Origin of the sequence: Nitratidesulfovibrio sp. HK-II (assembly GCF_003402415.2) — a bacterium.
GTDB lineage: Bacteria > Desulfobacterota > Desulfovibrionia > Desulfovibrionales > Desulfovibrionaceae > Cupidesulfovibrio.
Map to the genome: position 1 here is coordinate 3,915,913 of NZ_AP036014.1, position 26,900 is coordinate 3,942,812.

At 70.5% G+C, this 26,900-nt stretch carries 20 protein-coding genes; 11 read left to right on the forward strand and 9 right to left on the reverse strand.

The window, feature by feature from the left end; translation table 11 throughout:
- The first annotated feature begins 120 nt into the window (after nt 1-120).
- The 5 genes from RVX_RS16440 to mutY all read left to right on the forward strand — a co-directional run bounded on the left by RVX_RS16440 (nt 121) and on the right by mutY (nt 6,463).
- Entirely contained in the window at nt 121-2,082 is a 1,962-nt protein-coding gene (locus RVX_RS16440; protein WP_116307644.1) for a heavy metal translocating P-type ATPase, read from the forward strand.
- 348 nt (nt 2,083-2,430) lie between these two features.
- Nucleotides 2,431-3,177: a glutamine ABC transporter substrate-binding protein GlnH gene (glnH, locus tag RVX_RS16445; RefSeq protein WP_116307642.1), complete on the forward strand. Its 747-nt coding sequence runs from the start codon at nt 2,431-2,433 to the stop codon at nt 3,175-3,177.
- 239 nt (nt 3,178-3,416) lie between these two features.
- Nucleotides 3,417-4,088: an amino acid ABC transporter permease gene (locus RVX_RS16450; protein WP_007525002.1), complete on the forward strand. Its 672-nt coding sequence runs from the start codon at nt 3,417-3,419 to the stop codon at nt 4,086-4,088.
- A 183-nt stretch (nt 4,089-4,271) separates the two neighbouring features.
- Nucleotides 4,272-5,000: an amino acid ABC transporter ATP-binding protein gene (locus RVX_RS16455; RefSeq protein ID WP_172596663.1), complete on the forward strand. Its 729-nt coding sequence runs from the start codon at nt 4,272-4,274 to the stop codon at nt 4,998-5,000.
- Between the two features lie 176 nt (nt 5,001-5,176).
- On the forward strand, nt 5,177-6,463 hold the full coding sequence (mutY, locus tag RVX_RS16460) for an A/G-specific adenine glycosylase (protein ID WP_116307638.1): 1,287 nt from the start codon (nt 5,177-5,179) through the stop codon (nt 6,461-6,463).
- Nucleotides 6,464-6,600: 137 nt separating this feature from the next.
- Here mutY and RVX_RS16465 read toward each other — a convergent pair whose 3' ends face one another.
- From RVX_RS16465 to RVX_RS16480, 4 genes are all read right to left on the reverse strand, one after another.
- Nucleotides 6,601-9,114: a GtrA family protein gene (locus RVX_RS16465; RefSeq protein WP_116307636.1), complete on the reverse strand. Its 2,514-nt coding sequence runs from the start codon at nt 9,112-9,114 to the stop codon at nt 6,601-6,603.
- 14 nt (nt 9,115-9,128) lie between these two features.
- On the reverse strand, nt 9,129-10,250 hold the full coding sequence (locus tag RVX_RS16470) for a glycosyltransferase family 2 protein (RefSeq protein ID WP_230404761.1): 1,122 nt from the start codon (nt 10,248-10,250) through the stop codon (nt 9,129-9,131).
- A 288-nt stretch (nt 10,251-10,538) separates the two neighbouring features.
- Nucleotides 10,539-11,765, reverse strand: coding sequence for an ABC transporter ATP-binding protein (locus RVX_RS16475; RefSeq protein ID WP_116307634.1), 1,227 nt, complete (start codon nt 11,763-11,765; stop codon nt 10,539-10,541).
- Nucleotides 11,750-12,964 carry a phosphotransferase gene (locus tag RVX_RS16480; RefSeq protein ID WP_230404760.1) on the reverse strand — a complete coding sequence of 405 codons (1,215 nt, stop codon included), beginning with the start codon at nt 12,962-12,964 and terminating at the stop codon, nt 11,750-11,752. The genes RVX_RS16475 and RVX_RS16480 overlap by 16 nt, the downstream gene beginning before the upstream one ends.
- 524 nt (nt 12,965-13,488) lie before the next feature.
- Between RVX_RS16480 and RVX_RS16485 the strand changes: the two genes are divergently transcribed.
- The 5 genes from RVX_RS16485 to RVX_RS16505 all read left to right on the forward strand — a co-directional run bounded on the left by RVX_RS16485 (nt 13,489) and on the right by RVX_RS16505 (nt 19,284).
- Nucleotides 13,489-13,830, forward strand: a complete 342-nt coding sequence (locus RVX_RS16485; protein ID WP_007525016.1) for a TraR/DksA family transcriptional regulator — start codon at nt 13,489-13,491, stop codon at nt 13,828-13,830.
- A 141-nt stretch (nt 13,831-13,971) separates the two neighbouring features.
- The gene (locus tag RVX_RS16490; protein ID WP_230404759.1) at nt 13,972-15,915 is read left to right on the forward strand and encodes a glycosyltransferase; all 1,944 of its coding nucleotides are present in this window, start codon (nt 13,972-13,974) and stop codon (nt 15,913-15,915) included.
- 112 nt (nt 15,916-16,027) lie between these two features.
- Complete coding sequence (locus RVX_RS16495; RefSeq protein ID WP_116307628.1) at nt 16,028-17,395, forward strand: protoporphyrinogen/coproporphyrinogen oxidase; 1,368 nt, start codon at nt 16,028-16,030, stop codon at nt 17,393-17,395.
- Between the two features lie 36 nt (nt 17,396-17,431).
- Nucleotides 17,432-18,502: a M24 family metallopeptidase gene (locus RVX_RS16500; RefSeq protein WP_116307626.1), complete on the forward strand. Its 1,071-nt coding sequence runs from the start codon at nt 17,432-17,434 to the stop codon at nt 18,500-18,502.
- Nucleotides 18,503-18,807: 305 nt separating this feature from the next.
- Complete coding sequence (locus RVX_RS16505) at nt 18,808-19,284, forward strand: DUF4911 domain-containing protein (protein ID WP_116307624.1); 477 nt, start codon at nt 18,808-18,810, stop codon at nt 19,282-19,284.
- A 114-nt stretch (nt 19,285-19,398) separates the two neighbouring features.
- On the opposite strand, the gene RVX_RS16510 is transcribed toward RVX_RS16505, so the two are convergent.
- The 4 genes from RVX_RS16510 to RVX_RS16525 all read right to left on the reverse strand — a co-directional run bounded on the left by RVX_RS16510 (nt 19,399) and on the right by RVX_RS16525 (nt 24,558).
- A complete protein-coding gene (locus tag RVX_RS16510; RefSeq protein ID WP_230404758.1) occupies nt 19,399-20,865 on the reverse strand; it encodes a deoxyribodipyrimidine photo-lyase in 1,467 nt (488 codons plus the stop codon).
- A gap of 68 nt (nt 20,866-20,933) precedes the next feature.
- On the reverse strand, nt 20,934-21,737 hold the full coding sequence (locus tag RVX_RS16515) for a response regulator (protein WP_116307843.1): 804 nt from the start codon (nt 21,735-21,737) through the stop codon (nt 20,934-20,936).
- A 378-nt stretch (nt 21,738-22,115) separates the two neighbouring features.
- Nucleotides 22,116-23,084, reverse strand: coding sequence for a DNA polymerase III subunit delta' (locus RVX_RS16520; protein ID WP_116307621.1), 969 nt, complete (start codon nt 23,082-23,084; stop codon nt 22,116-22,118).
- A gap of 187 nt (nt 23,085-23,271) precedes the next feature.
- Nucleotides 23,272-24,558 carry an adenylosuccinate synthase gene (locus tag RVX_RS16525; RefSeq protein WP_116307619.1) on the reverse strand — a complete coding sequence of 429 codons (1,287 nt, stop codon included), beginning with the start codon at nt 24,556-24,558 and terminating at the stop codon, nt 23,272-23,274.
- 379 nt (nt 24,559-24,937) lie between these two features.
- On the opposite strand from RVX_RS16525, the gene RVX_RS16530 reads away from it, so the two are divergent.
- A complete protein-coding gene (locus RVX_RS16530) occupies nt 24,938-26,566 on the forward strand; it encodes a transglycosylase SLT domain-containing protein (RefSeq protein WP_116307617.1) in 1,629 nt (542 codons plus the stop codon).
- On the opposite strand, the gene RVX_RS16535 is transcribed toward RVX_RS16530, so the two are convergent.
- Nucleotides 26,486-26,863 (reverse strand): hypothetical protein, encoded by a 378-nt coding sequence (locus RVX_RS16535; RefSeq protein WP_116307615.1) that lies wholly within the window; start codon nt 26,861-26,863, stop codon nt 26,486-26,488. The genes RVX_RS16530 and RVX_RS16535 overlap by 81 nt on opposite strands.
- Nucleotides 26,864-26,900: the final 37 nt, after the last annotated feature.

Here is a 26,900-nt window from a genome sequence, read left to right on the forward strand (position 1 = left end):
AAACCCGGCGAGTTTCCCTTTTCATCCGGCCTGTTGCGCAGCCCCCCAGAAATACCTTGACGGTCAAACTATCTTGCACATAAAGAAGTTTGACCGTCAAACATTCTGGAGGCACACCCCGTGATCGGACGCTTCGCCTGCCCCGGCTCCTACCGGGAGCTCATTTCCTCGCGTGAAACCCTGCTCTGCCTGCTGGGCGGCATCCTGGCCGCCGTGTCCTGGGCCACCACTCTGGCGGGCGCGCCCGCATGGCTGGCCGCCGCGCTGGCGCTGGCCGGGGCCGCCATCAACGGCCTGCCCATCGTCAAGGGCGCGGTGGAAGGCCTGCTGGAAAAGCAGGTCAACGTGGACGAACTGGTGTCCATCGCCCTCGTGGCCTCGGTGGCGCAGGGCGAATACCTGTCCGCCGCCATCGTGGCCTGCATCATGAAGGCGGGCTCGCTGATCGAAGGCTTTCTCAGCGACGCCGCCCGCCGCTCCATCCGGGCGCTGGCCGAGGTCACGCCCGACACCGCCACCATCGTCGAGCCGGGCGGCCGCGAGCGCACCGTGCCCGCCGCCGAGGTGCGCGTGGGCCAGCACCTGCGAGTGCGCCCCGGCGAGCGCATCCCCGTGGACGCGGTGATCGTTTCCGGCGTCACCGCCGTGGACGAATCATCCATCACCGGCGAGCCGCTGCCCCGGTCCTGCGTGGCGGGCGACACTGTGCTGGCGGGCACCATGAATTACAACGGCGTCATCGTGGTAGAGGCGCAGCGCGTGGGCGAAGACACCACCATAGGCAAGGTGGTTCGCCTGGTGGAAGACGCAGAGGCCCACAAGCCCAAGGCCGCCCGGCTGGTGGACAGGTACGCCCGGTGGTTCACCCCGCTGGTGCTGGTCTGCGCCGCCGTGGCCTGGGCCGTGTCCGGCGAGACCTCGCGCGCCGTGGCCGTGCTCATCGCCGGGTGCCCCTGCGCCCTGCTGATGGCCGCGCCCACCGCCGCCGTGGCCGCCGTGGGCCGCGCCGCCCGCGCGGGCATCATCGTGCGCGGCGGGCAGGCGCTGGAAGGCGTGGCATCTGCTTCGCTGGTGCTGTTCGACAAGACCGGCACCCTCACGTTCGGCCGTCCGGAACTGGACGAGGTGCTGCCCGTGCCCCCCGGCGGCAAGACGGCCGACGGCGCGCCGCCCATCAGCGCCGACCGGCTGCTGGCCCTTGCCGCCGGGGCCGAGGCGGGCGGCACCCATCCCATCGCCCGGGCCATCGTGGCCGGGGCCGAGGCGCGGTCCATAGCCCCCGCCCCGGCCGAGGGCGCGTTCACCGAGGTGGGCGTTGGCGTGCGCGCCACCGTGGACGGCCACGCCGTGGAAGTCTGCGGCGTAACTGCCGAGGTGGAGGCGGAACTGGCCGAACGCGCCCCCGGCCTTGCGGCCCCGCTGGCCGCCCTGCGCGGGCGCGGAGCCACTGCCCTGCTGGTGCGCGTGGATGCTGCCCCAGCCGGGCTGCTGGCCGTCACCGACACCCTGCGCCCCGGCGCGCGCTCCGCCGTCAGCGGCCTGCGCACTGCTGGCCTGGCCCACGCGGGCATGCTGTCCGGCGACCATGAGACCGCCGCCGCGCGCATCGCGGCCGAGGCGGGCATTGATTACTGGCGCGCGGGCCTGAAGCCCGCCGACAAGCTTGCGGCCATCCGCACCCAGCAGCAGTCCGGGGCAACTGTCATCTTCGTGGGCGACGGCATCAACGACGCCCCCGCTCTGGCCGGGGCGGACGTGGGCGTGGCCATGGGCGGCGCGGGCACCGACGTGGCCCTGGAAACCGCCGACGTGGCCCTGACCCACGACGACATCGGCCGCCTGCCCTTCCTGGTGCGGCTGGCCCGCCGGTCCATCTCGCTGATCAAGATCAACATCGGGCTCGGCATGCTGTTCAACGCGCTGTCCATCCTGGGCAGCGGCTACGGCCTGCTCTCGCCGGTGGCGGCCTCGGTGTTCCACAACGTGGGCTCGGTGATCGTTGTCATCTCGTCCGCCAGCCTGGCCTTCTTCGACGACGGCGAACCCGGCCAGGCCGCCTGCCCGGCCCCGGAAAAGGCCTAGCCGAACACAGCCACAGGGCGAACCACGCCGACGCGCCTGCGGTCGGCGGCACGCCCCGCCCGCGCATCGCCAGAAACCGCACGGGCCGGAAAGGACACCCTTCCGGCCCGTTTGCCATTCCATCCACCTTCGGGAACTGCCTTTTCCGCCCGCCACGGCCAGACGCGACCCAGCCGCAGGCCCGACACGCAGCTCGCAGGGCCGCCCACCAGCCGCCGCTGCGCCCGCGCGACCTTGATTTCCCGCCCGGATTCTGCAATGCCTATCCGGTTCGCGCGCACGCCGCGCGAGCGCACCACGGGCCGTGCGCGCATCAGCGCCCGCGCCGCAACAGACCGGAGGAACCACATGAAGCGTCTCATCCAGATCGCCCTCGGCCTTGCCCTGGTGGCCGCGCTGTGCGCCCCCGCCATGGCCAAGAAGCTCGTCGTCGCGCACGACACCAACTTCAAGCCCTTCGAGTTCAAGGGCGAGGACGGCAAGTACACCGGCTTCGACATCGAACTGTGGCAGGCCGTGGCCAAGATCGTGGGCGTGGAGTACGAACTGCAGCCCATGGACTTCAACGGCATCATCCCCGGCCTGCAGACCGGCAACATCGACGTGGGCATCGCGGGCATCACCATCAAGGCCGAGCGCCAGCAGGTCATCGACTTTTCCGCCCCCTACTACGATTCCGGCCTGATGATCCTGGTGCGCGAAGGCGACGCCGCCATCAAGTCTGTGGAAGACCTGAAGGGCAAGATCGTGGCCACCAAGACCGCCACCTCTTCCGTGGACTTCGTGAAGGCCAGCGCCAGCGCCAAGGAAGTGAAGCTGTTCCCCAACAACGACGGCATGTTCTTCGAACTGATGAGCGGCGGCGCCGACGCCGTGGTGTTCGACATGCCCGTGGTGAAGGAATTCGCCATGACCGCCGGCAAGGGCAAGGTGAAGACCGTGGGCCCGCTGTACCAGGGCCAGTCGTACGGCATCGGCTTCCCCAAGGGCAGCCCGCTGGTGGCCAAGGTGAACGAGGCCCTCAAGAAGGTTAAGGCCGACGGCACCTACGACAAACTGTACATGAAGTGGTTCGGCTACGCCCCCGGCAAGTAGCCCCCGCCACGGCGTCCCCCTATGGGGATGCCACGGGCGCGCCCGCATGCCGCATGCGGGCCTGACCACCTGAACGGATGTGACGGGGATGGCCCACGGGCCATCCCCTTGCCCGTTCCCGCCCCGCGCGTCATGCCCGGGCCGGGCCGCATGCCCCGGCCGTGTCCGCACCGCGCGCCGCACCCGACGACCAGAAGCCGCCCGGCAAGGCTGCCGCGCGGCTTCCCCAAAGGCATTCCATGGCACTGGACTTTCAAGCAAGCGTCATGTGGGAAAGCGTGCCCCTGCTGCTCGGCGGGGTGCACCTGACCATCATCATCACCCTGGGCGGCCTGGCCATCGGCTTTGTGCTGGGCACCGCCACCGGGCTCGCCAAGACCGCGCGCGGCAGGCTGCCCCGCGCCGTGGCCGACATCTATGTGGAGGCCATACGCGGCACCCCGCTCATCGTGCAGGTGATGTTCCTGTATTTCGGCGTGCCGCTGGCCACAGGCATGCGCATTCCGCCGGTGACGGCGGGCATCATCGCCATCGCGGTCAACTCCGGGGCGTACATCGCCGAAATCGTGCGCGGGGCCATCGAATCCATCGACGTGGGCCAGTCCGAGGCGGGCCGCTCCATCGGCCTCACCCGCATGCAGACCATGCTCTACGTGGTGTGGCCGCAGGCCTTTCGCCGCATGATCCCGCCGCTGGGCAACCAGTTCATCATCTCGCTGAAGGACACCTCGCTGCTGGTGGTCATTGGGGTGGGCGAACTGACCCGGCAGGGACAGGAGATCATCGCCGTGAACTTCCGCGCCTTCGAGGTGTGGCTGACCGTGGCCGTGATGTACCTGGTGATGACGCTGAGCATCGCCCGCGTGCTGCGGGTATACGAACGCAGGCTCAACGCCCGCTTCGGCAGATAGGGGTTGCTTCCAAATTGTCCTTTCGCCCGTTGGCGTCGTCAAACTTCGTCTGCCATGTCAGTCGAATACGATAAGAGTATACTCCCTCATGGCAGGCTCGTTTTCCTTGCCAACGAACGAAAATCCTACTTTGGAAACAACCCCTGGAAGGGGGATACAACGATGAAGACATGTGAAACCCCCATGATCGAAATCCGCAACCTGCACAAGACGTTCGGGAAGAACGAAGTGCTGCGCGGCATCGACCTTACCGTCTGTCCCGGCGAGGTGGTGGTGATCATCGGACCGTCCGGCTCGGGCAAGTCCACGGCGCTGCGCTGCATCAACCGGCTGGAGGAAATCACCTCCGGCAAGGTCATCGTGGACGGGCACGACCTGTACGACCCCGCCACCGACATCAACTACGTGCGCACCGAAGCGGGCATGGTGTTCCAGCAGTTCAACCTGTTTCCGCACATGTGCGTGCTGGACAACGTGACCCTGGGCCCCATCCGCGTGCGCCGCACCCCCCGCGCCGAGGCCGACCGGCTGGGCCTGGCCCTGCTGGAAAAGGTGGGCCTGGCCGACAAGGCCACCGCCTACCCGGACCAGCTTTCCGGCGGGCAAAAGCAACGCGTGGCCATTGCCCGCTCGCTGGCCATGCAGCCCAAGGTGCTGCTGTTCGACGAGCCCACCAGCGCGCTGGACCCGGAACTGGTGGGCGAAGTGCTGGAAGTCATGCGCGCCCTGGCCCTGGAAGGCATGACCATGGTCATCGTCACCCACGAAATGGGCTTTGCCCGCGAGGTGGCCGACCGGGTCATCTTCATCGACCAGGGCCGTATTCAGGAGCAGGGGCCGCCGGACGAATTCTTCAGCGCGCCGAAAAACCCGCGTCTGCGAGAATTCCTGGGCCGCGTGCACCACGCGTAGGCGAGCCCTGCCTGGCGGGTAAACAGCCGGGCGCACGACCAGCGTTGCACGTGGTTTCGGCGTGATGCTTCAAGGGGGGAGCCGGACCAGACCGGTTCCCCCCATGCACGTTGCGGGCGTCGGCGTGCAGTTCCGCGCCTTGCCAGCCGCGCCGTGCGTGCGGTACATCCCCGCCCATGCCCGCCCGCGACACCTTCCCCCATTCCGCATGCGCCAGCGCCGCCGCTGGCCGGGCGGATGCCCAACCGGACCCCCAGCAGCACCGGTCCACGCCAGCCCCCGCACCCGCTCCCACGGTCCGACGCAACAGCCCCGCCGCCACCGTCGACACCGGCCAGCCCCGTGAACTGCCCACCGCCGCCTTTGCGGAGGCCTTTGCCACGGCCCTGCTGGACTGGTTTGCCATGCACAAGCGCCCGCTGCCGTGGCGCTTCGGCTACGAGCCGTATTCGGTGTGGATTTCCGAGGTGATGCTGCAACAGACCCAGATGGACCGGGGGGTGGACTACTTCCTGCGCTGGATGACCCGATTCCCGGACGCGGCCAGCGTGGCCGCCGCCAGCGAGGATGAACTGCTGAAGGCGTGGGAGGGGCTGGGCTACTATTCGCGGGTGCGCAACCTGCACAAGGCGGCGAAAGCCCTGGTGGAGCGGCACGACGGCGAACTGCCCGACGACCCGGAGGCCATCCGCGCCCTGCCGGGCATCGGCCCGTACACGGCCGGGGCCATCGCGGGCATCGCCTTCAACCGCGACGTGACATGCATCGACGCCAACGTGGAGCGGGTGCTGTCGCGGGTGTTCGACATCGACACCCCCGTGCGCGCCCAGCCCGCCGCCGGGCGCATCCGGGCGCTGGCCGCCGCGCTGCTGCCCACTGGCCGCGCCCGCGACTTCAACCAGGCGCTCATGGAACTGGGCGCGCTGGTCTGCCGCAAGAAACCGCAATGCGCTTCATGCCCACTGTCCGGCCTGTGCGAAAGCCTGCGCCTGGGCATTCCGCACGAGCGGCCCGTGCCGGGGCGCAAGCAGCCCATCACCCCGCTGGACGTGGCCACCGGCGTGCTGGTGCACGGCAACCGCATCTTCATCCAGAAGCGGCCGGACGAGGGCGTGTGGGCGGGATTCTGGGAATTTCCCGGCGGGTGCGTGGAAAAGGACGAATCGCCGGACGCGGCCATCGTGCGCGAATACGCCGAGGAAACCGCGTTCCGCATTGCGGTGCGCGACAAACTGGCGGTAATCCGCCATGGGTACACCACCTACCGGGTCACCCTGCACTGCTACCTGTGCACGCTGGACGGTGACATGCCCGGGGAACCGCCCGTGCCGCCGATACTGGACGCGGCCACCGAATACCGCTGGGTGGACTTCGCAGCGTTGCCGCGCTTCACCTTTCCGGCCGGGCACCGCAAGCTCATCGACCAACTGGCCACCGACCTGCGCTTCGCGCCGTACCGCTAGCGCATCCGCGCGGGGCCGCATCGTCCCTCTGCGGTACGACTCACGGTCTTCGCATCAAGCCGCACGCACGGGATTCCAAGGGGCGACAGCCCCTTGGCCGCCGGAGGCACCCAAAAACGGACACCCGCATGCGCCGCTTACGGACGGCGGAACACCACGAAGTGCTCCGTCTCGTCCACCGCGCGCCATTCCCGGCGCACCCGTGCGGGCACGGAATAGCGGGTGCGCTCGTACCCGTCCGGCGACACGGTGTCCATCTGGTCGCGCTCCATGAACACCACCACGTCGCGGGCCGCCAGCAGGCCGTACACCTCGTCCACCCGCCCGTTGATCTCGCCGTCCTGCAACCATTCGGCGGGCAGCGCGGGCCGGTCGCCGGTCAGCAGGTAGGCCAGCGGAAAGCCGGGCAGCGTCTTGTAGTTGGCCCCGTAGCGGGCGCGCAGGTCGCGCAGGTCGCGCAGGGTGCCCAGCAGCACGCCGTCCACCTTCACCCCGGTCAGGCGCGGAAACACCGCGCCCGCGTCGTGCGCCAGTTCCGCGCGCGAAAGGGGCCGCTGCGGAAACACGTAGGGATGCTGGTACCCGGCCCGAAACATGACCAGTCCGCAAACCAGGGCCACCCACGCCAGCGTGGCCGCCCGGCCCCCCAGGCGGGCATGCACCAGCATGGCCGCCAGCCACAGCGGCGCGGCAAAGAAGGCCGGGGTCTTGTAGCCCCAGCTGATGCCCGTGGACCACGCCAGCAGCAACCCCGCGCCCAGCAGCACGGCAGCCCGGCCCACGGGGGACACGGCTGGCGCAAAAAGGGATAGGGATGATGCGGGCGCGGCCCCCTCCGCCTGTTTGCCGCCGGACACCTTGCCAGCCCCCTCGCCGGACGCTGCCCCCGGTCCGCCGCCCACCGCGAAGGCCCCGACGAGGTCGCCGGAAAACACCACGCACGCCGCGCCCACGGTCACCAGCAGCAGCGGCCAGTCCGCCCCGTAGCCGATCCACGCCCGCGTGGAGCCCACCGTGTACAGGTAGTCCGCCGCCACCAGCAGCACGTAGAGCACCAGCGGCTGCACGCCGCCGCGCGGCCTGCCGTCCAGCACCGCCCACGCGCCCCACAGCAGCAGCGCCAGCGCGGGCAGGGGCAGATCCTGCGTCAGGTACAGCACGACGCCCGCCTGCAGCGCCTCGCCAAGCCCCGTCTGGCCTGTGGTCATGGCCCGAAAGGCGTCCCACGCCCCGGCAGCATGCAGCAGCCCGGAGAACACGGACAGGACCGCCGCCGCGCCCAGTAGTGCCAGGCAACCGTCGCGCCAGTGCAGCCCGCGCAGGCGCACCCGCAGGGGAACAGCAGCGGCATCGTGCGGGGTTGCGTTCACAGCGTCCGCGCCGCCCCGTCCACGCGCCCCGCGTCCAGCCACCCGCCCGGCCACCAGCGCGGCCACGGCCACGCCCAGCGGCATCAGCGCATACGACTGCTTGGTCAGCGCGCTGGCCGCCGCCAGCACCCCGGCAAGCAGCGGATGCCCCGCCGCCACGGCGTACAGCGCCCCCGCGCCGAACAGCACGCCTTCCACGGTGTGCCACGGCATGGGCGGGAAGGAATGCACCGACCACACGAAGCCCAGCGTGGCCAGCAGCGGCAGGGGTACGCCCAGGCGGCGCAGGTCCACGGCGCGGGCCAGGTACAACGCCCCCAGCCACGAGGCGGCCAGCATTTCGGCGTAGAATCCGGCCTTGCCCGCCAGCACGGAAAACCGCTCCGGCGTCAGCCACAGCCAGAAGGCGTGCCAGTACAGGGAGAGCGGCGGTTTGACGTAGAAGAAGTCGCGGTAGGGCACCTCGCCCTGCAGGATGCGCCAGGCGTGCCCGTAGAAGAAGCCGAAGTCGGTGGTGTCCATGCCGTAGGGCGCATAGACCGCCACGTAGAACGCGGGCACGGCCACGGCGAGAAGACTGGCCAGCCGAGCGGAGGTGAACAACGAACGTCCGCGCGGCGCACCGCGTTCACCGGCGGACAGGGCTTGTTCATCGAAGCACGCTCCGGCCTCGCCGCCCTCACCCCGCCGCCGGAAGCTGTACAGCTTGTGCCCCGCGAAATTGACCACGAACCCGGCCACGATGCCCGCGGCGTGGCAGCCGCCCTCCAGCGCCCGGCCCATGACCGGGGCAAGGACGGCGGCAAGACCCTGAGGCAGCACGGCGCGCCACGCGGCCGGGTCGTGCAGTGGAACGCCCGCGCCGCCCGCCGCCACGGGCCAGCCCGGCAGCAACGGCACGAGCGATTCCGCCACCCGCAGCGCGGCCACGGACACCACCCACACCACGGCCATGCCCGCGTGGGCCACCAGTACGAAGCGCAGGCACATGGCCGCATCCGGCCTGCGCACGCCGAAGGCGCGGCGGTACGACAGCAGGAACACGATGACCATGCCGGTGTACGTGGCCAGCAGCACGCCCGCCTCGAAGCCCACCAGTTCCGACCACGCGAAGCGCGACACGAAGTTGGCCAGCGTGCCGATGATCGATGCCTGAAGATACAGGAAGGCCTGCCGGGCGATGGCGGTATCCGGCGCGCACGGGCCGGGGGCGGGGGCGGCTGGACTCGCGCCCGTGGCTCCGACAGGTCCGGGCGGCGAAGGAAGGGTATCGTGGTCCATGGGGGCGCGGGAGATCAGCCGTGATGCGGGTCGGAACCGACGTGCGGGGCCACTTCGTGCGGGGCGGGGTGCACTCCCCCCGCCAGCGGCGCGCCGCAGGTGGGGCAGCACCCGGCGGGGAGGCATTCCGGGTCTTCAAAGCCCACGCGCCGACGCACCACATACTGCGGGCGTCGCTTGACCTCTTCGTACACCCGGCCGAGATATTCGCCGATGACGCCCAGCGAGACCATGACCAGCCCGCCCAGGGTCAGCAGGGTGACCATGAACGAGGCGTAGCCCGCCACCTGCACCCCGAACAGCAGGGTGCGCCCGGCGATGATGGCCGCGTAGACGAACCCGGCCAGGGCCACCCCCATGCCCAGGTAGCTCCACACCCGCAGGGGCAGCGTGCTGAACCCGGTGATGCCGTCGATGGCGAAATTCCACAGCTTCCACGGCTTCCACTTGCCCACGCCCGCCGCGCGCGGGGCGCGGTCGAAGCGCACGGCCACCTGCCGGAAGCCCACCCAGGTATACAGCCCCTTGGTGAAGCGCACCCGCTCGGGCAGCGCGTTCAAGGCGTCCACCGCCGGGCGCGTGAGCAGGCGGTAGTCGCCCGCGTCGGGCACGATGGGGTTGCCGCTCACCCGGTTGAACAGCCGGTAGAACAGCCGCGCGCTGACCCGCTTGCCCACGGTGTCGCTGTCGCGGGCGCGGCGCACGCCCACCACCACCTCTGCCCCGTCCTCCCACGCGCGCAGGAAGTCGGGCAGCACCTCCGGCGGGTCCTGCATGTCCACGTCCATGGGCACCACGGCGTCGCCGCACGCGGCCTGCAACCCGGCCGCCAGGGCCAGTTCCTTGCCGAAGTTGCGCGAAAGGTCCACCAGCTTCACGCGGGGGTCGCGGGCGTGCTCGTCCAGCAACACCTGCGCGGTGCGGTCACTGCTGCCGTCGTTCACGAACACGAACTCGAAGTCGTAGGGCTCGCGGTCGGCAATGGCCCGCACCGCCCCAAGAAAGATGGGGATGGCGTCTTCCTCGTTCAGCACCGGCACCACCAGCGAGACCATGCGGCGGGACGCGCCCCCGCCCGCAGAGGCCGAACGCGGGACGGACTGCGCGGCGGAACCGCCGGAACAGGCGGAAGACATTGCGGGTCGTGTTTCGTCCATGGGGTGCGGCATCATGCAAGGCCCATAGCCCATCGGGGCGATTCCGGCAATGCGACGAAAATGTAGCGCGGGCCGTCGTAACGTGGCCGGGCCGGAATCGCGGCCCGCGTCGCGGAGCGGGGGCTCGTTGCCGCCTGTCCGTCGCGGCGCGGAAAAGGGCTGCGCACTGCGGCAATGGGAACGGGGCAGATGCCGGACCCCGGCACGGCCGGGCTCGGCCGCGCTGCCGCAATGGCGGCATGCGGATGCAGCGGCCCGCCGAACACGCTACGCCAGTTCCACGCGCACCCGCGTGCCCTCCGGCATGTCCGCGCGCAGGGTGTGCACCACCAGTTCGGGGGCTGCGGCAAGGGGCTGCCCTTCCCCCCGCGCCGACGCCGAAACCGCCCTGCGGGCCGGAACCAGGGTCAGCCGGGTGACCTGCCCGGTGAACACCGCCCGCGCCACCACGGCGGGGCCGTCCGGGTCGGGGATGGCGGCCAGCCCTTCGGGGCGCAGGGCCAGGGGGGCGCAGTCGTCGCCGCCGCCGCACAGGCAGCCCCCCGGCAGGGGCAGACCGAAGGCCGTGCACGCCGGGCCGTCCAGCACGTTCACCGGCCCCAGGAAGCGCGCCACCTCAAGCGAGACGGGCCGCCCGTACAGTTCCGCCGGGGCGCCGAACTGGGCCAGCCGCCCGTGCAGCATGACCCCGATGCGGTCGGACACGGCGAACGCCTCTTCCAGGTCGTGGGTGACGCTGAGGGTGGTCACCCCGTAGCGGCGCACCGTGTCGCGCACATAGGCGGCCGTCTCCAGGCGCAGGGAGCGGTCCAGGTTGGCGAAGGGCTCGTCCAGCAGCAGCAGGGCCGGGTTGCATACCAGCGCCCGCGCCAGCGCCACCCGCTGGCGCTGCCCGGCGGAAAGGTGGGCCGGGTAGCGGTGGGCCAGATCGCCGATGCCGAAATCGGCCAGCATGTCCCCCGCGCGGTCGGCGCGGTCGCGGCGGCCCACGCCCCGCGCGCGCAGGCCGAAGGCCACGTTGTCGCGCACGGTCAGGTGCGGGAACAGCAGGTAGTCCTGAAAGACCAGGATCACCGAAGGGTCGCGCCCCGGGGGCGGGGTGACGGAAAAGCCGCCCGCGTCGTGCGGGTGCAGCCCGGCCAGTACCCGCAGCAGGGTGGTCTTGCCCACGCCGGAAGGCCCGACGAGGCAGGCCATCTCGCCCTGCGCCAAATGGAAGGTCACGCCGGAGAACACGGGGGCCGCCGGTGCGGTGCGCCCGTTGCTCCCGGCCTGTGAAGGAGAAGAAGCCCAGTCATGCCGGCCATGCAGATCGGGCCGGTCATGCAAACCTGGCAGATCGGGCCGGGCCTGCGGCAACGACGCGCGTGCCCCGCGCCGCCCTGCGGCAAGGCCCACGGCCCGTCCAACGGCGGCTGCCACAAGCCCCGCGCCGCCGGACGCGGCATCGCCCTCTCCGTACGAGGCGCACAGCCCCTCTACCGCAAGAACCATGCGATGTTCCCCAGATAGCGTTCGATGGTCCGGAAGGTGTCGGCGTGGGCCAGCGCCCGTCCGCCGCCCGCGTATTCGTGCCAGGCCATCAGGCACCACGACAGGCCGCGCAGCAGCACGGCGCGCACCAGAATGTCCGTCTTCACGGCGCATTCCTCCGCATCGGGCGCGGGGTGGCCCGCCGCGCGCAGGGCCGCCCGGTAGGCGTCCAGAAAGGCCGCGCGCGAGGCCGCGTCGAAGACATGGTCCGCCTTCCACAGGGTGGTGGTGGGCGACAGGAAGTGGCCAAGGTCCTGATAGCGGGTGGTGACCACCGCCTTTTCCCAGTCCACCAGCCATGCCCCGCAGGGGGCGGCAAAATTGCCGGAGGATGCCGCGCCATCGCCTTCGGGCACCAGAAAGTTGCCGGAATTGACCTCGGTATTGGCGATGACCGGGGCCTCGTCCGCGAACAGGTGGCGGGTATCCCCGGCCAGCCGGGCCACCCGGTCGCGGTACCCCAGCAGCGCATGGCGGGCGTGGATCATGCGCGGGGCCAGCGGATGCCCCACGTGGCGGTCCAGCAAGGCCGAACTTTCCGCCACGATGGCCCCCACCGGGTCCGGCTGCGCGGCCAGCATGCCGCGCGGCAGCGCGTGCGGCACCTGGCCCGGCGGGGGCAGCTCCACTGCCGGGGGCACGGGGGCCGCGTGCACGGCGGCAAACACCCGCGCGGCATGGCTGGCGTCGGTTCGGTAATCCAGCGCGCGGCCCGGCAGCCATTGCATCAGCAACGCGCCGCCGGGCGATGATGCGGCGACCGGGGCGTCTGCCCCCCGCGCCTGCCTGTCCGACAGGTCGGGCAGGTCCGGCAGATCGGGCAGCGGCGCAAGGGCCAGCGGGCGGGGGGTGGCCCCGCATGCCGCAAGCGCCCGCAGCGCACGGTATTCGTAGGAAATCTGGTCGGCCAGCCCCAGTTGGCTGCCCGCCGCGCCGCCCCGGTTGCTGCGCAGCACCACCGGCCCGGCCGGGGCACGGATCAGCCAGTTTTCGTGATATTCCCCGGCGGCCAGAAAGGATATGTCAGCTTCCGCTACCGGCCCGCCCAGCGCGGCGGCCCAGGCGCGGGGCGTGGCGGCGTCGGCCTCGTCCGGGACATCGCTCGGGACATCGTTCGGGGTGTGGTTCGGCGTATCGGGCGTGCCAAGCGTGTCCGACATGCAGGGCGCGGACGAAAATATCACGGGCCGGGCGTCGGCGCGCGCCGCGTTTTCCGCAACGCCCCCGTCCCGGTCCCGGACCATGCGCCCGAGAAATGTCGCCACCATCGCCGTCGTCCGCACATCCGCCTCCCGTGTCGATGCCCTGCCATAGCAGGAAGCCGCCGCCCGCTCAACGCAAGCCGCCCCGCCCGGCCCCCGCGCCGGGCGCGAATTTCCCTCCCCCCGCCCGCGCCAAACCCCGTCGCGTGAGGCCGAAGACCATCATGCGCCGTCAAGGGCTTGGAAAGCGCGGGCAAATGGGGTAGGGCTGAATTCTCGTCCGGATTCCCGTGCGGACGAAGTTCCGGCAATCCATGGCAGAACAAGGGCCGTGACGGCTGGTCGGCGCGTGCCGGTCCGCCCCACGGCGGTTTTCTGCGGCGTTTCGCCCGGCGTCGCCGCGCACCGCGCAGCCTTCCCGCGCGCCGCGACGAAACAAGCAACCACCGCCCTTCCCGCTCGCCCCGGAAGAGAGCACCACGATGACGCCCAACGACAGACAAAAACTCCGGGACAGGATCGTCGCCGATCTCGCCCGCATCGCGCAGGACATCGAGGCCCTGAAGGAACTGACCAAGCCGGTCCCCCCCGGCGCGGACGGCATGGACGAGGTGTCGCGCATGGACGCCATCCAGAACAAGAGCGTCAATGAAGCGGCGCTGGCCCAGTTGCGCAACCGCCAGGTGGGGCTGGAATACGCCCTGAAGCGCATCGACGAGGATGACCCCGACTTCGGCTTCTGCGTGGAATGCGGCGAGCCCATTCCGCTGGCCCGGCTCATGGCCATGCCCGAGGCCAGCCGCTGCGTGAACTGCGCGGACTGAACCCGCCCGCGCCGGATTCCGCCCCCTCCTTTTCGCCTCCGCGCGCCGCTCCGGCCAATCTCCCCCGAGGGGCGCGCCACCGGGCCTGCCACGGGGCATCCCGCCCCGCATGGCCCAGAAGTGTCACCGTGACAGGTAACCGTGCCGATTCTCCGTGCCGGGCCAGCACGGCTGGCCACCGACAGGGACGACGCCATGCCGCACGCCTCCCTCGCCATCGCCTGGCAGCGCTTGCCGCTGTGGCTGCGCATCCGCCTCGCGCACGGCAGCGTGGGCTCCGTGCACCGGCTGCGCTGCGCTGCCGACGCCATCGCCCGCTCGCAATCCCCCTCCGCCTCGCCCGACGCCCGCGTCGAAAAGGACACCCTGCTGCGCACCGGCCGCGAACTGCTGCTGGCCGCGTGGGAGGACGACCCATGCAACGGCCAGTTGGCCGGTCAGGCGCTGCTGCTGCACCAACGCATGCCCTGGCTGCACCCCGCGCTGGCCGTCCTGCTGGACGCCGTGCAGGGGGCGTGGCGACGCCCGGCGGACCTTGCCCGCTACGAGCGGCTGGCCGCCCAGGCCGACTGGGTGCGCCTGCAACGCCACGTGGACGCGGAACGCGAAGGCGACCCCGACAACCTGTTCTGGGTGCAGCAGGCCGTGGCCGTGGGCGAGCTGGCCGGAGACCTGGACTGGCTGGCCGATCATCTGGCGCGGGCCGAAGCCCGGCTGGCCCCGCCTTCCGGCAACGCGTCCCCCATCGCCCCGCTGTTCGCCCATCTTTCCGGCTGCCTGGAAGCCAACCGCGCCGCCGGGGCGGACGAGTCCACCGCCGCCAGCCGCCACGCCGCCGCGCTGGCCCGCTTCCGCACCGCCGCCCATGCCGTATCGGGAATGCCGCACGGTGACGTCACGCCCGGCCCCGGCTGCTGGCTGGCCCCGCTGGAGCATGCCGCGCACTGCCTGGCCCGCCTGGGCGACGTGGTCGCCGCCCTGCCCCTGTGGGACGCGGTGCTGGCCGCCCGGCCCTGGCACGCCAACCTTGCCCTGCGCGCCCACGACGCCTGGCGCGGCGCGGACGCCCCGGAGGCCGCGCCCGCCGGGTCCACCGCCGTGCTGCTCTATTCGTGGAACAAGGCGGCGGAACTGGACACCGCCCTCACCCACCTGGCCCCCAGCCTGCCGGACATGGCCCGCATCGCCCTGCTGGACAACGGATCCACCGACGGCACCGGCGACGTGGTACGCGCCTGGGCCGACCGGTTCGGCGCGGACCGCTGCACCGCCGTGCACCTGCCGGTCAACGTGGGGGCCGCCGCCGCGCGCAACTGGCTGATGCGCCTGCCAGAGGTGGCCGTCTGCGACTTTGCCGCCTATCTGGACGACGACGCCGCCGTGCCGCCCGACTGGCTGCGCCGCCTGGCCGGGGCCGTGCGCCGCCAGCCGGACGCCAGCGCCTGGGGCGGGCGCACCCTGGACTGGCACGCCCCGTACGTGGTCCAGTCCGCAGACCTGCACCTGACCGCCCACTTCCGCGCGCCGGAGGGCACCCCGGCGGACCTCGCCCCCTTTGCCGACGACACCCCGCCCACGCCCGATGGCGAAACCGGGCACCCGCGCCCCGACGCCCTGTCGCCCGACGTGGCCTTTTCCCCCGCCCGCGCCCACGCGCTGCCCTTCTCGGTCAGCGACCTGCACGCCCAGGTCACGGACATGGGCCGCTTTGACTATTTGCGGCCATGCATCTCGGTGACGGGGTGCTGCCACCTGTTCCGCACCGCCGAACTTCTGGCGGCCGGGGGCTTTGCCCTGCCCCTGTCGCCCTCGCAGTACGACGACCTGGAACACGACCTGCGCCAGGCCCGCGCCGGGCGCATGGCCTGCTACACCGGCTTTCTGCCCGTGCGCCACATGAAACGCAGCGGCAAGGCCGTGCGCTTGGGCGCGGCCCAGTTCGGCAACGGCCTTGGCAACCGCTACAAGCTTTCCGGCATGTTCGACGCGGCCGAAATACTGGCCATGCGCCGCCGCGAATTCGAGGCGCTGGAACGCGATTTGCTGCGCAAGCTGGCGGCGCTTTCCGCGCGCACGGGTTCCTGACGGCCGTCGGCCGCCATGCGCCCGGCGCACCGGCGCGCCCCGCCCTGCCTTTGCGGCGCATGGGCCACACGGCAACCGCGCGAACGCACCGCGCGCACACGCAGGACACCGCATGCACGTAAAATACCTGATCATCGGCGCAGGCCCCACCGGCCTTGGCGCGGCCCACCGGCTGGCGGAACTGGGCGAACAGTCCGTGCTGGTGCTGGAATGCAACCCCTACGCGGGCGGGCTGGCCGCCAGCTTCCGCGACAACGCCGGGTTCACCTGGGACATCGGCGGGCACGTGGTGTTCTCGCACTACACCTACTTCGACGACCTGGTGGCCGGTCTGCTGGACGGCGAATACCTGGAGCACATGCGCATCGCGCGGGTGCGCATCGCCGAACGCTGGGTGCCCTACCCCTTCCAGAACAACATCCGCCACCTGCCCAAAGACATGCAGTGGGAATGCGTGCAGGCCCTGCTGCCCGGCCGCAGGCCCGAACAGCACCCCGCCAACTTCGCGGAATGGTTCGAATACGTCTTCGGCGCGGGCATCGCCAAATATTTCATGCGGCCCTACAACTTCAAGGTGTGGGCCACCCCCGCCGAACTGATGAGCTACCAGTGGATCGGCGAGCGGGTCAGCGTCATCGACCTGGAAATGGTGCTGCGCAACCTGGTGCTGCAACTGGACAACGTGAGCTGGGGCCCCAACAACCTGTTCCGCTTTCCGCTGCGCGGCGGCACCGGCGAAATCTTCACCCGGCTGGCCGCCCGCCTGGGCGACAGGGTGCGCCTGAACACCGCCGTGGCTTCGGTCGATCCGGCGAGCCGCACCGTACACACCGCCAACGGCGAATCCATCACCTACGAGCATCTGCTGTCCACCGGCCCGCTGGACCTGCTGGTCCGCGACCAGATCGGCGCGGGCCCCGCCGCCGCCATGGTGGGCGACGACCTGCGCGCCGCCGCCGGGCAGCTGGCCCGCAACGGGGTGTTCGTGGCCGGGGTGGGCGTGGACGGCATGCGAGATGACGACACCTGCTGGATGTACTTTCCCGAATCCAACGCGCCCTTCTACCGCCTTACCAACTTCCACAACTACTCGCCCAACAACGCGGCCCGGCCCGGCCACCAGCGCGCGCTGATGGCCGAAACCTCGTGGTCCGCGCACAAGCCGGAACAGCTGGACACCCTGATGGACAAGACCGTGGAGGGGCTTGTAAACACCTCCATGCTCCATCCGGACGAACGGGAGCGCATCGCCTCGCGGTGGTCCATTGCCGTGGACTACGGCTACCCGGTGCCCACCCTGGGCCGCGACGCCGCCCTGCGCACCCTCCAGCCGTGGCTGGAAGCGCACGGCATATACTCGCGCGGACGCTTCGGCGGGTGGAAGTACGAGGCCGCCAACATGGACCATTCGGTCATGCAGGGCGTGGAATGGGCCGGGCGCATGGTGCTCGGCGAAGAGGAAACCACCTACAAGCTGTGATGCGGCCGCCCCCCGGCGTCGCCATCCGAGACCACCATGAATGCACAACGCTACGAGGCGCGGCGCGAAACCCTGCGCGCCGCCATGCGCGCCAAGGGGTTGTCCGCCCTGCTGGTCAGCCACGCGGCCAACCGCTTCTACCTTTCCGGCTTCGAACTGCACGACGTGCAGCTGAACGAGAGCGCCGGGTACCTCATCGTCACCGCCGACGGCAACGACTGGCTGTGCACCGACCCCCGCTACCTCGACGCGGCCCGCCGCCTGTGGCCCGAAGAGCGCGTGTTCATCTATTCCGGCGACGCGCCGGGCCAGATCAACGGCCTGCTCAAGGACAAGGTGCGCGGCGCCGTGGGCTTCGAGGCGCGCGCCGTGACCCTGGACTTCTTCGACAAGGTCTCCCCCGGCCTGACCATGGAGCGGGCCGACGGCATGGTCGAAGAGATGCGGGTGATCAAGGAGCCCGAGGAAATCGAGCTGATGCGCCGCTCGGCCGCGCTGAACCACCGGCTCATGGAATGGGTGCCCACCATCCTCGTGCCCGGCCGCACCGAGGCGGAAATCGCCTGGGACATCGAGAAGTTCTTCCGCGAAAACGGGGCCAGCGAGCTGGCCTTCTCCAGCATCGTGGGCGCGGGCACCAACGGGGCGCTGCCCCACTACGCCCCCGGCGACGTGCAGCTGACCGAAAACTGCCCGGTGCTGGTGGACGTGGGCGCGCGGCTGGGCCTGTACAACTCGGACCAGACCCGCACCTTCTGGGTGGGCGACAAGCCCGCCGACCACTTCACCCGCGCGCTGGAGCAGACCAAGGCCGCGCAGGCCAAGGCCATCGAGATCATGCGCCCCGGCCTGCCCGTGGCCGACGCCTACCGCGCCGCGCGCGCCTACTTTGAAGAACAGGGCGTGGCCGCGCAGTTCACGCATGCCCTGGGCCATGGCATCGGGCTGGAAACCCACGAGCCGCCCAGCCTGAACCCGCGCAACGAAATGGTGCTGAAAACCGGCATGATCGTGACCGTGGAACCCGGCCTGTACTACCCCGAATGGGGCGGCATCCGCTGGGAATACATGGTGCTGGTCACCGAGGACGGGGTGGAGATCCTCTAGCCCCGCCCGCCGACGGAATCCGCAACGCACGCGCCCGGCCCTCGCGAGGGGGCCGGGCGTTTTGCGTGACCGGCGGCAAGAAAACCACGGCCACATGTCGCCGGGCGCACCGCTGGACAATCCCGGGGCAAACTCGGGACGATCTTTCGGCGGGCGGCCGGAGAGAGGCGGACAGGCAACGCGCGGCGAAATGCCACGCTGCCGCCGGGGACCTGCCTTGACAAGCACGGCCCGGCGGGGCACCTCCCCCGTACCGCCGTGCGCGTCCCGCACGGCCCCGCCAACCGCCGCCCGCAGGAGACCCCGTGGCCCGCAAACGCCCCCGCAAGCCCTCCCCGCCGCTGCCGCCGCCGCGCGCATCGTCGCGGCTGTACGCGCGCATCGCACCCCGGCACATCGCCATGTTCCGCTTCCTGCTGGAGGCCCAGGACAACCTGGGCTACATGACCGTGCTCGATCGCGGGATAGGGGGTGGCGGGGGAGACACGGACGGCGGCCCGAACGGCCCGGAGGGTCTGTCCGCCGCCGCCCATGACGGGGCCACGGAACGAAGCGCCGCAGGAACGGGAGCCGACGCGCCGGGCAACGGCACCGTCAGCGGTTCCTCCGGCACGGGGGCCGACGCGGTGCTCAAGATCGTGTTCTCGCCCCACCAGGAACGGGAGATGCGCGCCTTTCTCGACGGCATGCGCGCCACGGTTCCCTTCTCCATCTTCGAATCGCCGCTGCGCGCACAGCCCGGCCTGCCCGGCCAGGCCAGCCCGACCAGCCAGACCAGCTAGATCGGGCAGACACCGCACGACAAACGGCCGGGCCGCGCCATATGCGCGCCCCGGCCGTTTCATGCCTGCATTTCCCTCACCGGGCTTCGGCCGCATGACCGCCCGGCGTCCTGCTCAAAACAGCGTGCCCTGTTCCCCCTCGCCGCCGCGCAGGGCCTGCATGCGCCGGATGTACGCGTTCACGTCGAACTTGGTGCGCGCGCCGTTGTAGGTCATGGAGCGGATGGAGCCCTGCACGGGCCGTTCCCCCCACGGGCGATCATGCACCCCTCCTGTTGACCAGGCGATGCCGGTGTAGCCGTTGCTGTCGCGCCCATCCAGAAAGTAACGGTCGTTCAGGGCCACGGCCGCGCGCACGGCGTCTTCCGGCGTGGGCGACCACAGCAGTATCTGCTTGGCCCAGTACATGCGCAGGTAGCCGTGCATGCGCCCCGTGACCACCATTTCCGTCTGCGCCGCGTTCCACAGCGGGTCGGCCGTGCGGGCGGCGGCAAGCTGGCCCTCGTCGTACAGGGCCGGGCGCGCATCGTGGCGGTGCTTGTCCAGGGTGGCCCGCGCCCAGTCGGGGAAGCAGGTGGTGGCGTCGTAGTCCTGCGCGTGCAGGCAGAAGTTGTCGGCCAGTTCGCGCCGCACGATCAGCTCTTCCAGGAACGCGTCGCGGCACTCGTCCGGCGCGTCCCCACGGGCCTGCGCCGCCAGGGCCGCCCGCTGGGCGGACAGCATGCCGAAGTGCAGGTACGGCGAAAGGCCGGACACCCCGCCCGCGTTGGGGTCGTTGCGCAAATGGTAACGATGCAGACGGGTGCGGACGAAGTCGCCCAGCGCGGCATGGGCCGCATCCTCGCCGGGCTCCACGGCGGGGATGCCCGGCAGCGGCCCCACCTCGCCCACGGCGCGGTCCACGGCAAGGTTGTCGCGCAGGGCCGCCCAGTCCACGTCCGGTACGGGCAGCGTCCAGCGCACGGGCGGCGCGGGGGGCAAGGCAGGGAGGGGAACAAGAAATTCCGGCAGCAAGCGGTGGATTTTCGGGCGCAGGGTGCGGGCCGCGTATTCCCGCTTGGGCGAGGCCACGCGGCAGGGCACCACGTTGCGGCCGTCCACCTCGTGCAGGGGGCAGAACCCCGCCAGCCCCCGCGCGGCGGAGGCCAGCCACGCCCGCTTCACCCGCAGCACATCGAAATCGGTAACCACCAGCGACGCGCCCACCGCGCGGGCGTAGCGCACCGCCTCTTCCGGCGGGTTGCCGCGCAGCACCACCAGGGGAATGCCCGCCGCCGCAAGATGACGCTCGGTTTCGGCCATGCCGCGCAGCAGAAAGCCGAACTGGCGGATGGTGGCCCCCAGAAAGGTGTCGGCCAGACACCACACCACGGCCAGCGGCGCGCCCAGCCGGGCGGCCTGCGCGTGGGCGTGCAGCAGCGCCCAGTTGTCGCGGGCGCGATGCTCGCGGTGCATCCAGTACAGCACCGGGCCACGGCCACTATCCCGGCGGGCGGCGCTGTCGCCATGCAGGACCGCGACGCGGCGGGGGTCCACCACCGGCAAACGACCCGATTGCGGATATGTGTCCTGCGGCGCCATGACATCCTCCCCTTGCCGGAGGGCTGCCGCCCGGCGCTCCCTGTTCCGGAGCGTGCCGCGCGGACGGTTCAGCGCGTTTCCAGCGTCTCCATGCACGACCGGAGGTCGCAGATCATGTCCAGCACGTCCATGTTGTGGTTGACGCGCCAGTAGAACTCCTCGACCTCGAAGGGCTTGGTCAGAAAATCGTTGGCCCCGTTCTTCAGGAACTGGGCCGTCAGCGGCCCGGACCCCACCGAGGACACCCCGATGATGGCCACCCGGTCCATCTTGTGGCGGACGCGCAGTTCGCGCACCAGTTCGATGCCGTCCATGTTGGGCATCTGATAGTCGGTGATCACCAGGCGGATATGGGGGTTCTCCTCGAACACGGCCAGCGCCTCCACCCCGTCCGCTGCGTCCAGCACGCGAAAGCGCTGCACTTCCAGCAGCTTCTTGATCTGGGCGCGTTGGGTGCGCGAATCGTCCACCACCAGCGCCGTGATGAACTGGTTCTTGAACACCCGTTCCAGGCTGGCCACCATGGGGTCCATGTCCTGGATGGAGCCCTTGAAGAAATAGTCCACCACGCGCCGCTCGATGAACCGGCGGCGGATTTCGTCATTGAAGGTGGCGGTAAGCACGATGGACGGCACCTTCCAGGCAAGGCACAGGTCCACGGCCTCGCCGTCGGGCGCGTCCGGCAGGTTCAGGTCGATGACGGCGATGAAGACCTGCTGGCCGTGGTCGCGCAGCAGGGTTTCCGCCTCTTGCATGGAATGGGCGATGAGCGTGTCGAACTGGGTCAGCGCCTGGATTTGCTTGCGGATGATCTTGGACTGCACGTTGCTGTCCTCGATGATCAGCACCGTGCGCGGCGCTTCTGCGGTCATGTTCATGCGGCCTCCCCGGCGCGGTGAACGTCTGTATGAATGGCCGGATGCTACACGCTCGGCAGGGGGCGCGCAATGCCGCGCGGGCCGCGCCCGGCAAAAAGCGCGCAGAAAAATCGTTATGTTACAAAGCGTTGCCATCAGTCCGCATACGGGCATTCCCTGCCGGGCACGGCGGGGCGGACCGAGGCCCGCGAGCGCTGACGCCCGCCCGGCGGGGGATACGGCGACAGCGTGAGCCGGGGAGGAATGAAAAACGGGGAAGACCTGTTTCGCCCTCGAAGGCAGCCCCGCAAACGATCAGGCTTGGCGGTGCATTCCCGAAGCAGGGGGGGGCAGGCGGGGGCTGCCCGCACGAAAGGGACTATCCGGGGCTGTCTACCGCACGCCCAGGAACAACCGCGTGGCCAGCCAGTCCATGACCAGCGCGGGGTTCACCGGGCTGGGGCTGAGGGACAGCGCCTCCTGCGCGGCGGCCAGGGCCTCGTCGCAGCGGCGCAGCCGGGCCAGGTCCATGCGCTCGGCCAGCAGGCGGCCCAGGGGGTCTGCGGCGCGCCCGGCCAGCACGTCGGCCAGGGTACGCTGGCAGTGCAACACCACGGCGGCGGCAAGGGGGGCGTCCAAGTCGCCCTTGCGGGACGTGCGTTCCATCCAGCCGCCGCCGGTCTGGATGAACTCCACCAGCGCATCCAGCCAGCCGCGCACCGCCGGGGACGGCGGGGCGGCGTCGGTGGGCCAGGCCAGGGTGAGCACGAAGCTGCGCGACACCAGCGTGGGCAGCAGCCGTTCGCGCTGGGGGGCCAGCAACACGAAGCAGGTGGTGGGGCGGGGTTCCTCCAGCGATTTCAGCAGGCCGTTGGCCGCCTCCACGCGGGTGTGGGCGTCCACCAGCACCACCACGCGCCTGCGGGCCTCGCGCGGGGGCTCGCCCAGCAGGCCGCGCAACGCGCGCACGTTGTCTATGGAAAAGGAACCTTCTTCGGCGCTGGGCTTGTTGCCGTCCAGCACGATGAGGTCGCGGTGGCCGCCCCCGGCCATGCGCAGGCACGACGGGCAGGCCAGGCAGGGGCGCGCGCCTTCCGTGCCATCGCCGTCTGGGGCCTCGCAGTTCAGCAGCGCGGCCCAGTACAGGGCCAGGGCCATGCGCTCCGGCGCGGCGCCGCCCTCGGCCAGCACCACCTGCGGCGGCGCGGCGGCCAGCGCGTGCAGATGGCCCACGGTGCGCTGGTGCCGGTGGGCCAGCAGCGGGGCCACGGCCTCGCGCGGGTCTTGCGGCGCGGGCGGGGCATCCGTTGCGGCGGCAGCGGCGCGGCCGCGCTTGGGTGCTGCGGTGGTGTCGTTGGCCATGATGGTTCCGATACTGGTGTGAAGCGGGTTCCGGACGGACGGGCCATGCTACCCGAAGGCGCGGGGGGCCGTCCATGCCTGTTGTCGGCCCCGGCCACGGGGCCACGCCGCCGCGCGATGGCGCGCCCGCAATGAAAAAGGGGCGGCACGGGCCGCCCCTTCATGATGGATGCTTGTGCCGCCGGAGCTACCAGCCCCGGCTGATGGTCTGGTCGCGCTCCGGACCCACGGACACCAGGCTCACGCGCACGCCGGTCAATTCCTCGATGCGGGCGATGTAGGCGCGGGTGGGCGCGGGCAGGCTTTCCCAGGTGGTGCAGCCGGTGATGTCGTCGTCCCAGCCGGGCATGGTCTCGTAGACCGGGGTGACGTGGGCCATGCCGTTCTGCTCCTGCGGGGCCACGGTGATGGTGGACCCTTGGTATTCGTAGGCGGTGCAGATCTTCAGTTCCTTCAGGCCCGACAGCACGTCCAGCTTGGTCAGGGCGATGTCGGTGGGGCCGTTCAGGCGCACGGCCTCGCGCAGCACCACGGCGTCCAGCCAGCCGCAGCGGCGCTTGCGGCCCGTGGTGGCCCCGAATTCGTGCCCCTTCTGCTGCAGGTAGTCGCCGGTGTCGTTCAGCTGCTCGGTGGGGAAGGGGCCAGCGCCCACGCGGGTGGTGTACGCCTTGACGATGGCCACGATGCGGTCGAGCCTGGTGGGCGCGACGCCGCTGCCCGCAGAGGCGTTGCCCGACACCGTGTTGGACGAGGTGACGAACGGGTAGGTGCCGTGGTCGATGTCCAGGTGGGTGCCCTGCGCGCCTTCGAACATCACGTGCTGCCCTGCCGCCCAGGCCGCCTCGATCTCGGCGGTGACGTCGGCCAAGTGGGGCACAATGCGCGGGGCCACGGCCATGACTTCATCGAACACCGCGTCCACGGTCATGGCTTCGCCGCCGTACAGGCCGACCAGCAGGGCGTTCTTTTCCAGCAGTGCGGCCTCGATCTTGGCGCGCAAAAGTTCGGGCATGCCAAGGTCGGCGGCGCGGATGCCGATGCGCGACATCTTGTCCTCGTAGCAGGGGCCGATGCCCCGGCCGGTGGTGCCGATCTTGGATTCGTTGGACTTGTGGCGTTCGCGGGCCACGTCCAGCGCCTTGTGATAGGGCATGATCACATGGGTCTTGCGGCTAATCATCAGCCGCGCCGGAGAAACGTCGATGTCCTTGCCGCGCAGGGTTTCCACCTCGCGACAGAACACCTCGGGGTCGAGCACCACGCCGTTGCCGATGAGGCATTTCTTGCCCGCGTGCAGGATGCCCGAAGGAATGAGGTGCAGGATGTACTGCTTTTCGCCCACCAGCACGGTGTGCCCGGCGTTGTTCCCGCCCTGGAAGCGCACGATCACGTCGCACTTGCGGGTCAGCAGATCAACGATCTTGCCCTTGCCCTCATCGCCCCACTGGGCTCCCATCACGACCACGTTTGACATTTCCCACTCCTTGTGACATTGAGTGCCACCCTGCGGCCATAGGCGCTTGCCGAAGGCACGCAGAAAAGGCATCATGTCTTATCCCGTGACTTCTTGGAAGTCAACGAAACTGCTGCCGATCCGGCATCGGCGGCAAAAAATCGCCCGCACGCGGACACGCAGGAACCTTTCGGCGGGGCCAAAGCCCTCCGAAAAACGGCGCGCAGCGCCGCTTCCGCAACGCCGCACAACCCACGGCCCGACGGCCACCCCCGCGCACGGAAGCCCGGCCCGCCACAGGCGCACGCCCCTTCCGCCCCCCGACCGCACCGGCCTTCGCGCACCCGGCCACGCATCTTCTCCGCCTCGCTGCTCTCCCCCCGTCGGTCCACCGTAGCCCATGCACGATCATATCTTTACCACCAGGGAACGCTTTGCGCTGTTCGGCCTCGCCATTGCCCAGGCGTTCCTGCTGCTGCTCATCCTGCTGCCCGCGCCCCGCCATTCCGAGGTGCTGCGCGTGGCCGCTCCCGCCCGCGAGCGCGTGCAGACGCGCCTTTCGCCCTATGGTCCCGGTTTTGAACAGGAACTGCTGACCGCCTTCTGCACCCGCTACGGCTACGAACTGCGCTGGGTGAAGGCCGACGACCGGGCCGAGGCCCTGCGCCTGGTGGCCGACGGCTACGCCGACGTGGCCGTGGGCTTTGGCGCGGTTGCCGGCGAGGACGGCGAGTCCCGACCCGGCCCGGCCGCGCTCGACGCGGCTTACGGTGACGGCGCGGCGGCCCCGCCCCCCGACGCTGCCGAAGCCGACGCGGGCGACGCCCCCGGCTTCACCCTGGCCACGCTGCTGGCCCGGCTTGCACCGGGCGCGGACAAGACTCCGCCCTCCGGCCTGGTGGCCAGCCCCGCCTATGACCATGCCCGCCCGGTGCTGGTGCGCTGGCCCGAGGTGGACCCCGCCACTCCCGCCAACGCCGTGGACCGCGACAGGGGCGACGGCCTGCGCTCGGCCCTGCTGCTGACCAGTTGGGAAACGCCCGGCGGCCCCGTGTTGCCGGGGCTGCTGCACCCCGCCGGAGGCCCGGCCACCTCCAACGCCCCCGGTACCACCGACGCCCCCCGGCACGCGGTGATCGCTGGCGACTCATGGCGGCTGTGGCAGCCCTTCGTGGCCGAGCCCACGGCGGGTCGGGCCACGGGCAAGCCTCTCTCCTACCGCTGGCACTGGCGCGGCGACGACGCCCCCCTGGCCCCCCGGCTGGCGGAATTCTGGCGGATGCGCATGGCCCCGGCAGACACCCTGCTGGACGACCTGACCGAGCGCTACTTCGGCTTTCTGCCCGAATCGCTGGGCATGCCCGACGACGGCGATTACGCCGGAACCTCCGGATATGCGGACATCTTCGACCTGATGGACCTGATGACCGTGGTGGCCGAAAAACTGCCCAGCCACGCCCCCGCCATCAGCCGCGCGTCCGCGCAAAGCGGCATCGACCCGCTGCTGCTTTCCGCCGTGATCTTCCAGGAATCGCGCTTCGACACGTCCGCCCGCAGCAAGACCGGGGTGCGCGGCATCATGCAGCTTACCCAGAGCACGGCCCTGCTGCTGAAGGTGAACCGCATGAACCCCAGCCAGTCCATCCGGGGCGGGGCGCGCTACCTGCGCATGCTGTGGGAAAGCCTGGACGACCTGAACCTGGACCCGTGGGACCGCTGGTTCTTCACCCTGGCCGCCTTCAACCAGGGGCCGGGGCACCTGCGCGACGCCATCAGGCTGAACCGCGACCTGGGCGGTTCCGGCCGCACCTGGCGCGAACTGAAGGACACCTTTCCCAAACTGGCGCGGCCCCGCTACCACGTCCGCACCCGGTACGGGTACTGTCGTGGCTACGAGGCCGTGGCGTTCGTGGAAAGCGTGCGCTACTACTATTACATACTCAACGGGCTAGTCGCCCTCTCGCGGCCGGAAGCTGAGCACCTTGCGCCGCTTCTGGGCACCGTTCCCGTCCGCTGGCCCTCCGTCTAGGGCGGGGTCGTTCTTGTCCGCTCCGGCTCCGGGCACCGGCTCAAGGTTGAAGGCCATGCGCGGGGGCACGCCCAAGGGTTCGCCCTCGGGCCGGGCCGCGGCGGCCCAGTGGTGGTTGAAGAGCTGGTTCTTCCAGCGCACCGCCTGGATCAGGCAGAGCACCAGCGACGCCTCTTCCCACCGCTTGGTGGGCTCGAAGCGGTCCACCACGGCGGCGTAGCGGTCCCACAGCGACATCAGCGACGCCTCGTCGTAGGCGTTCAGTTGCTGTGCCAGCTTTTGCAGCATGCGCTCCATGGGGTCATCGCTCCTTCATGCGGGGTGGTGTGGGGGC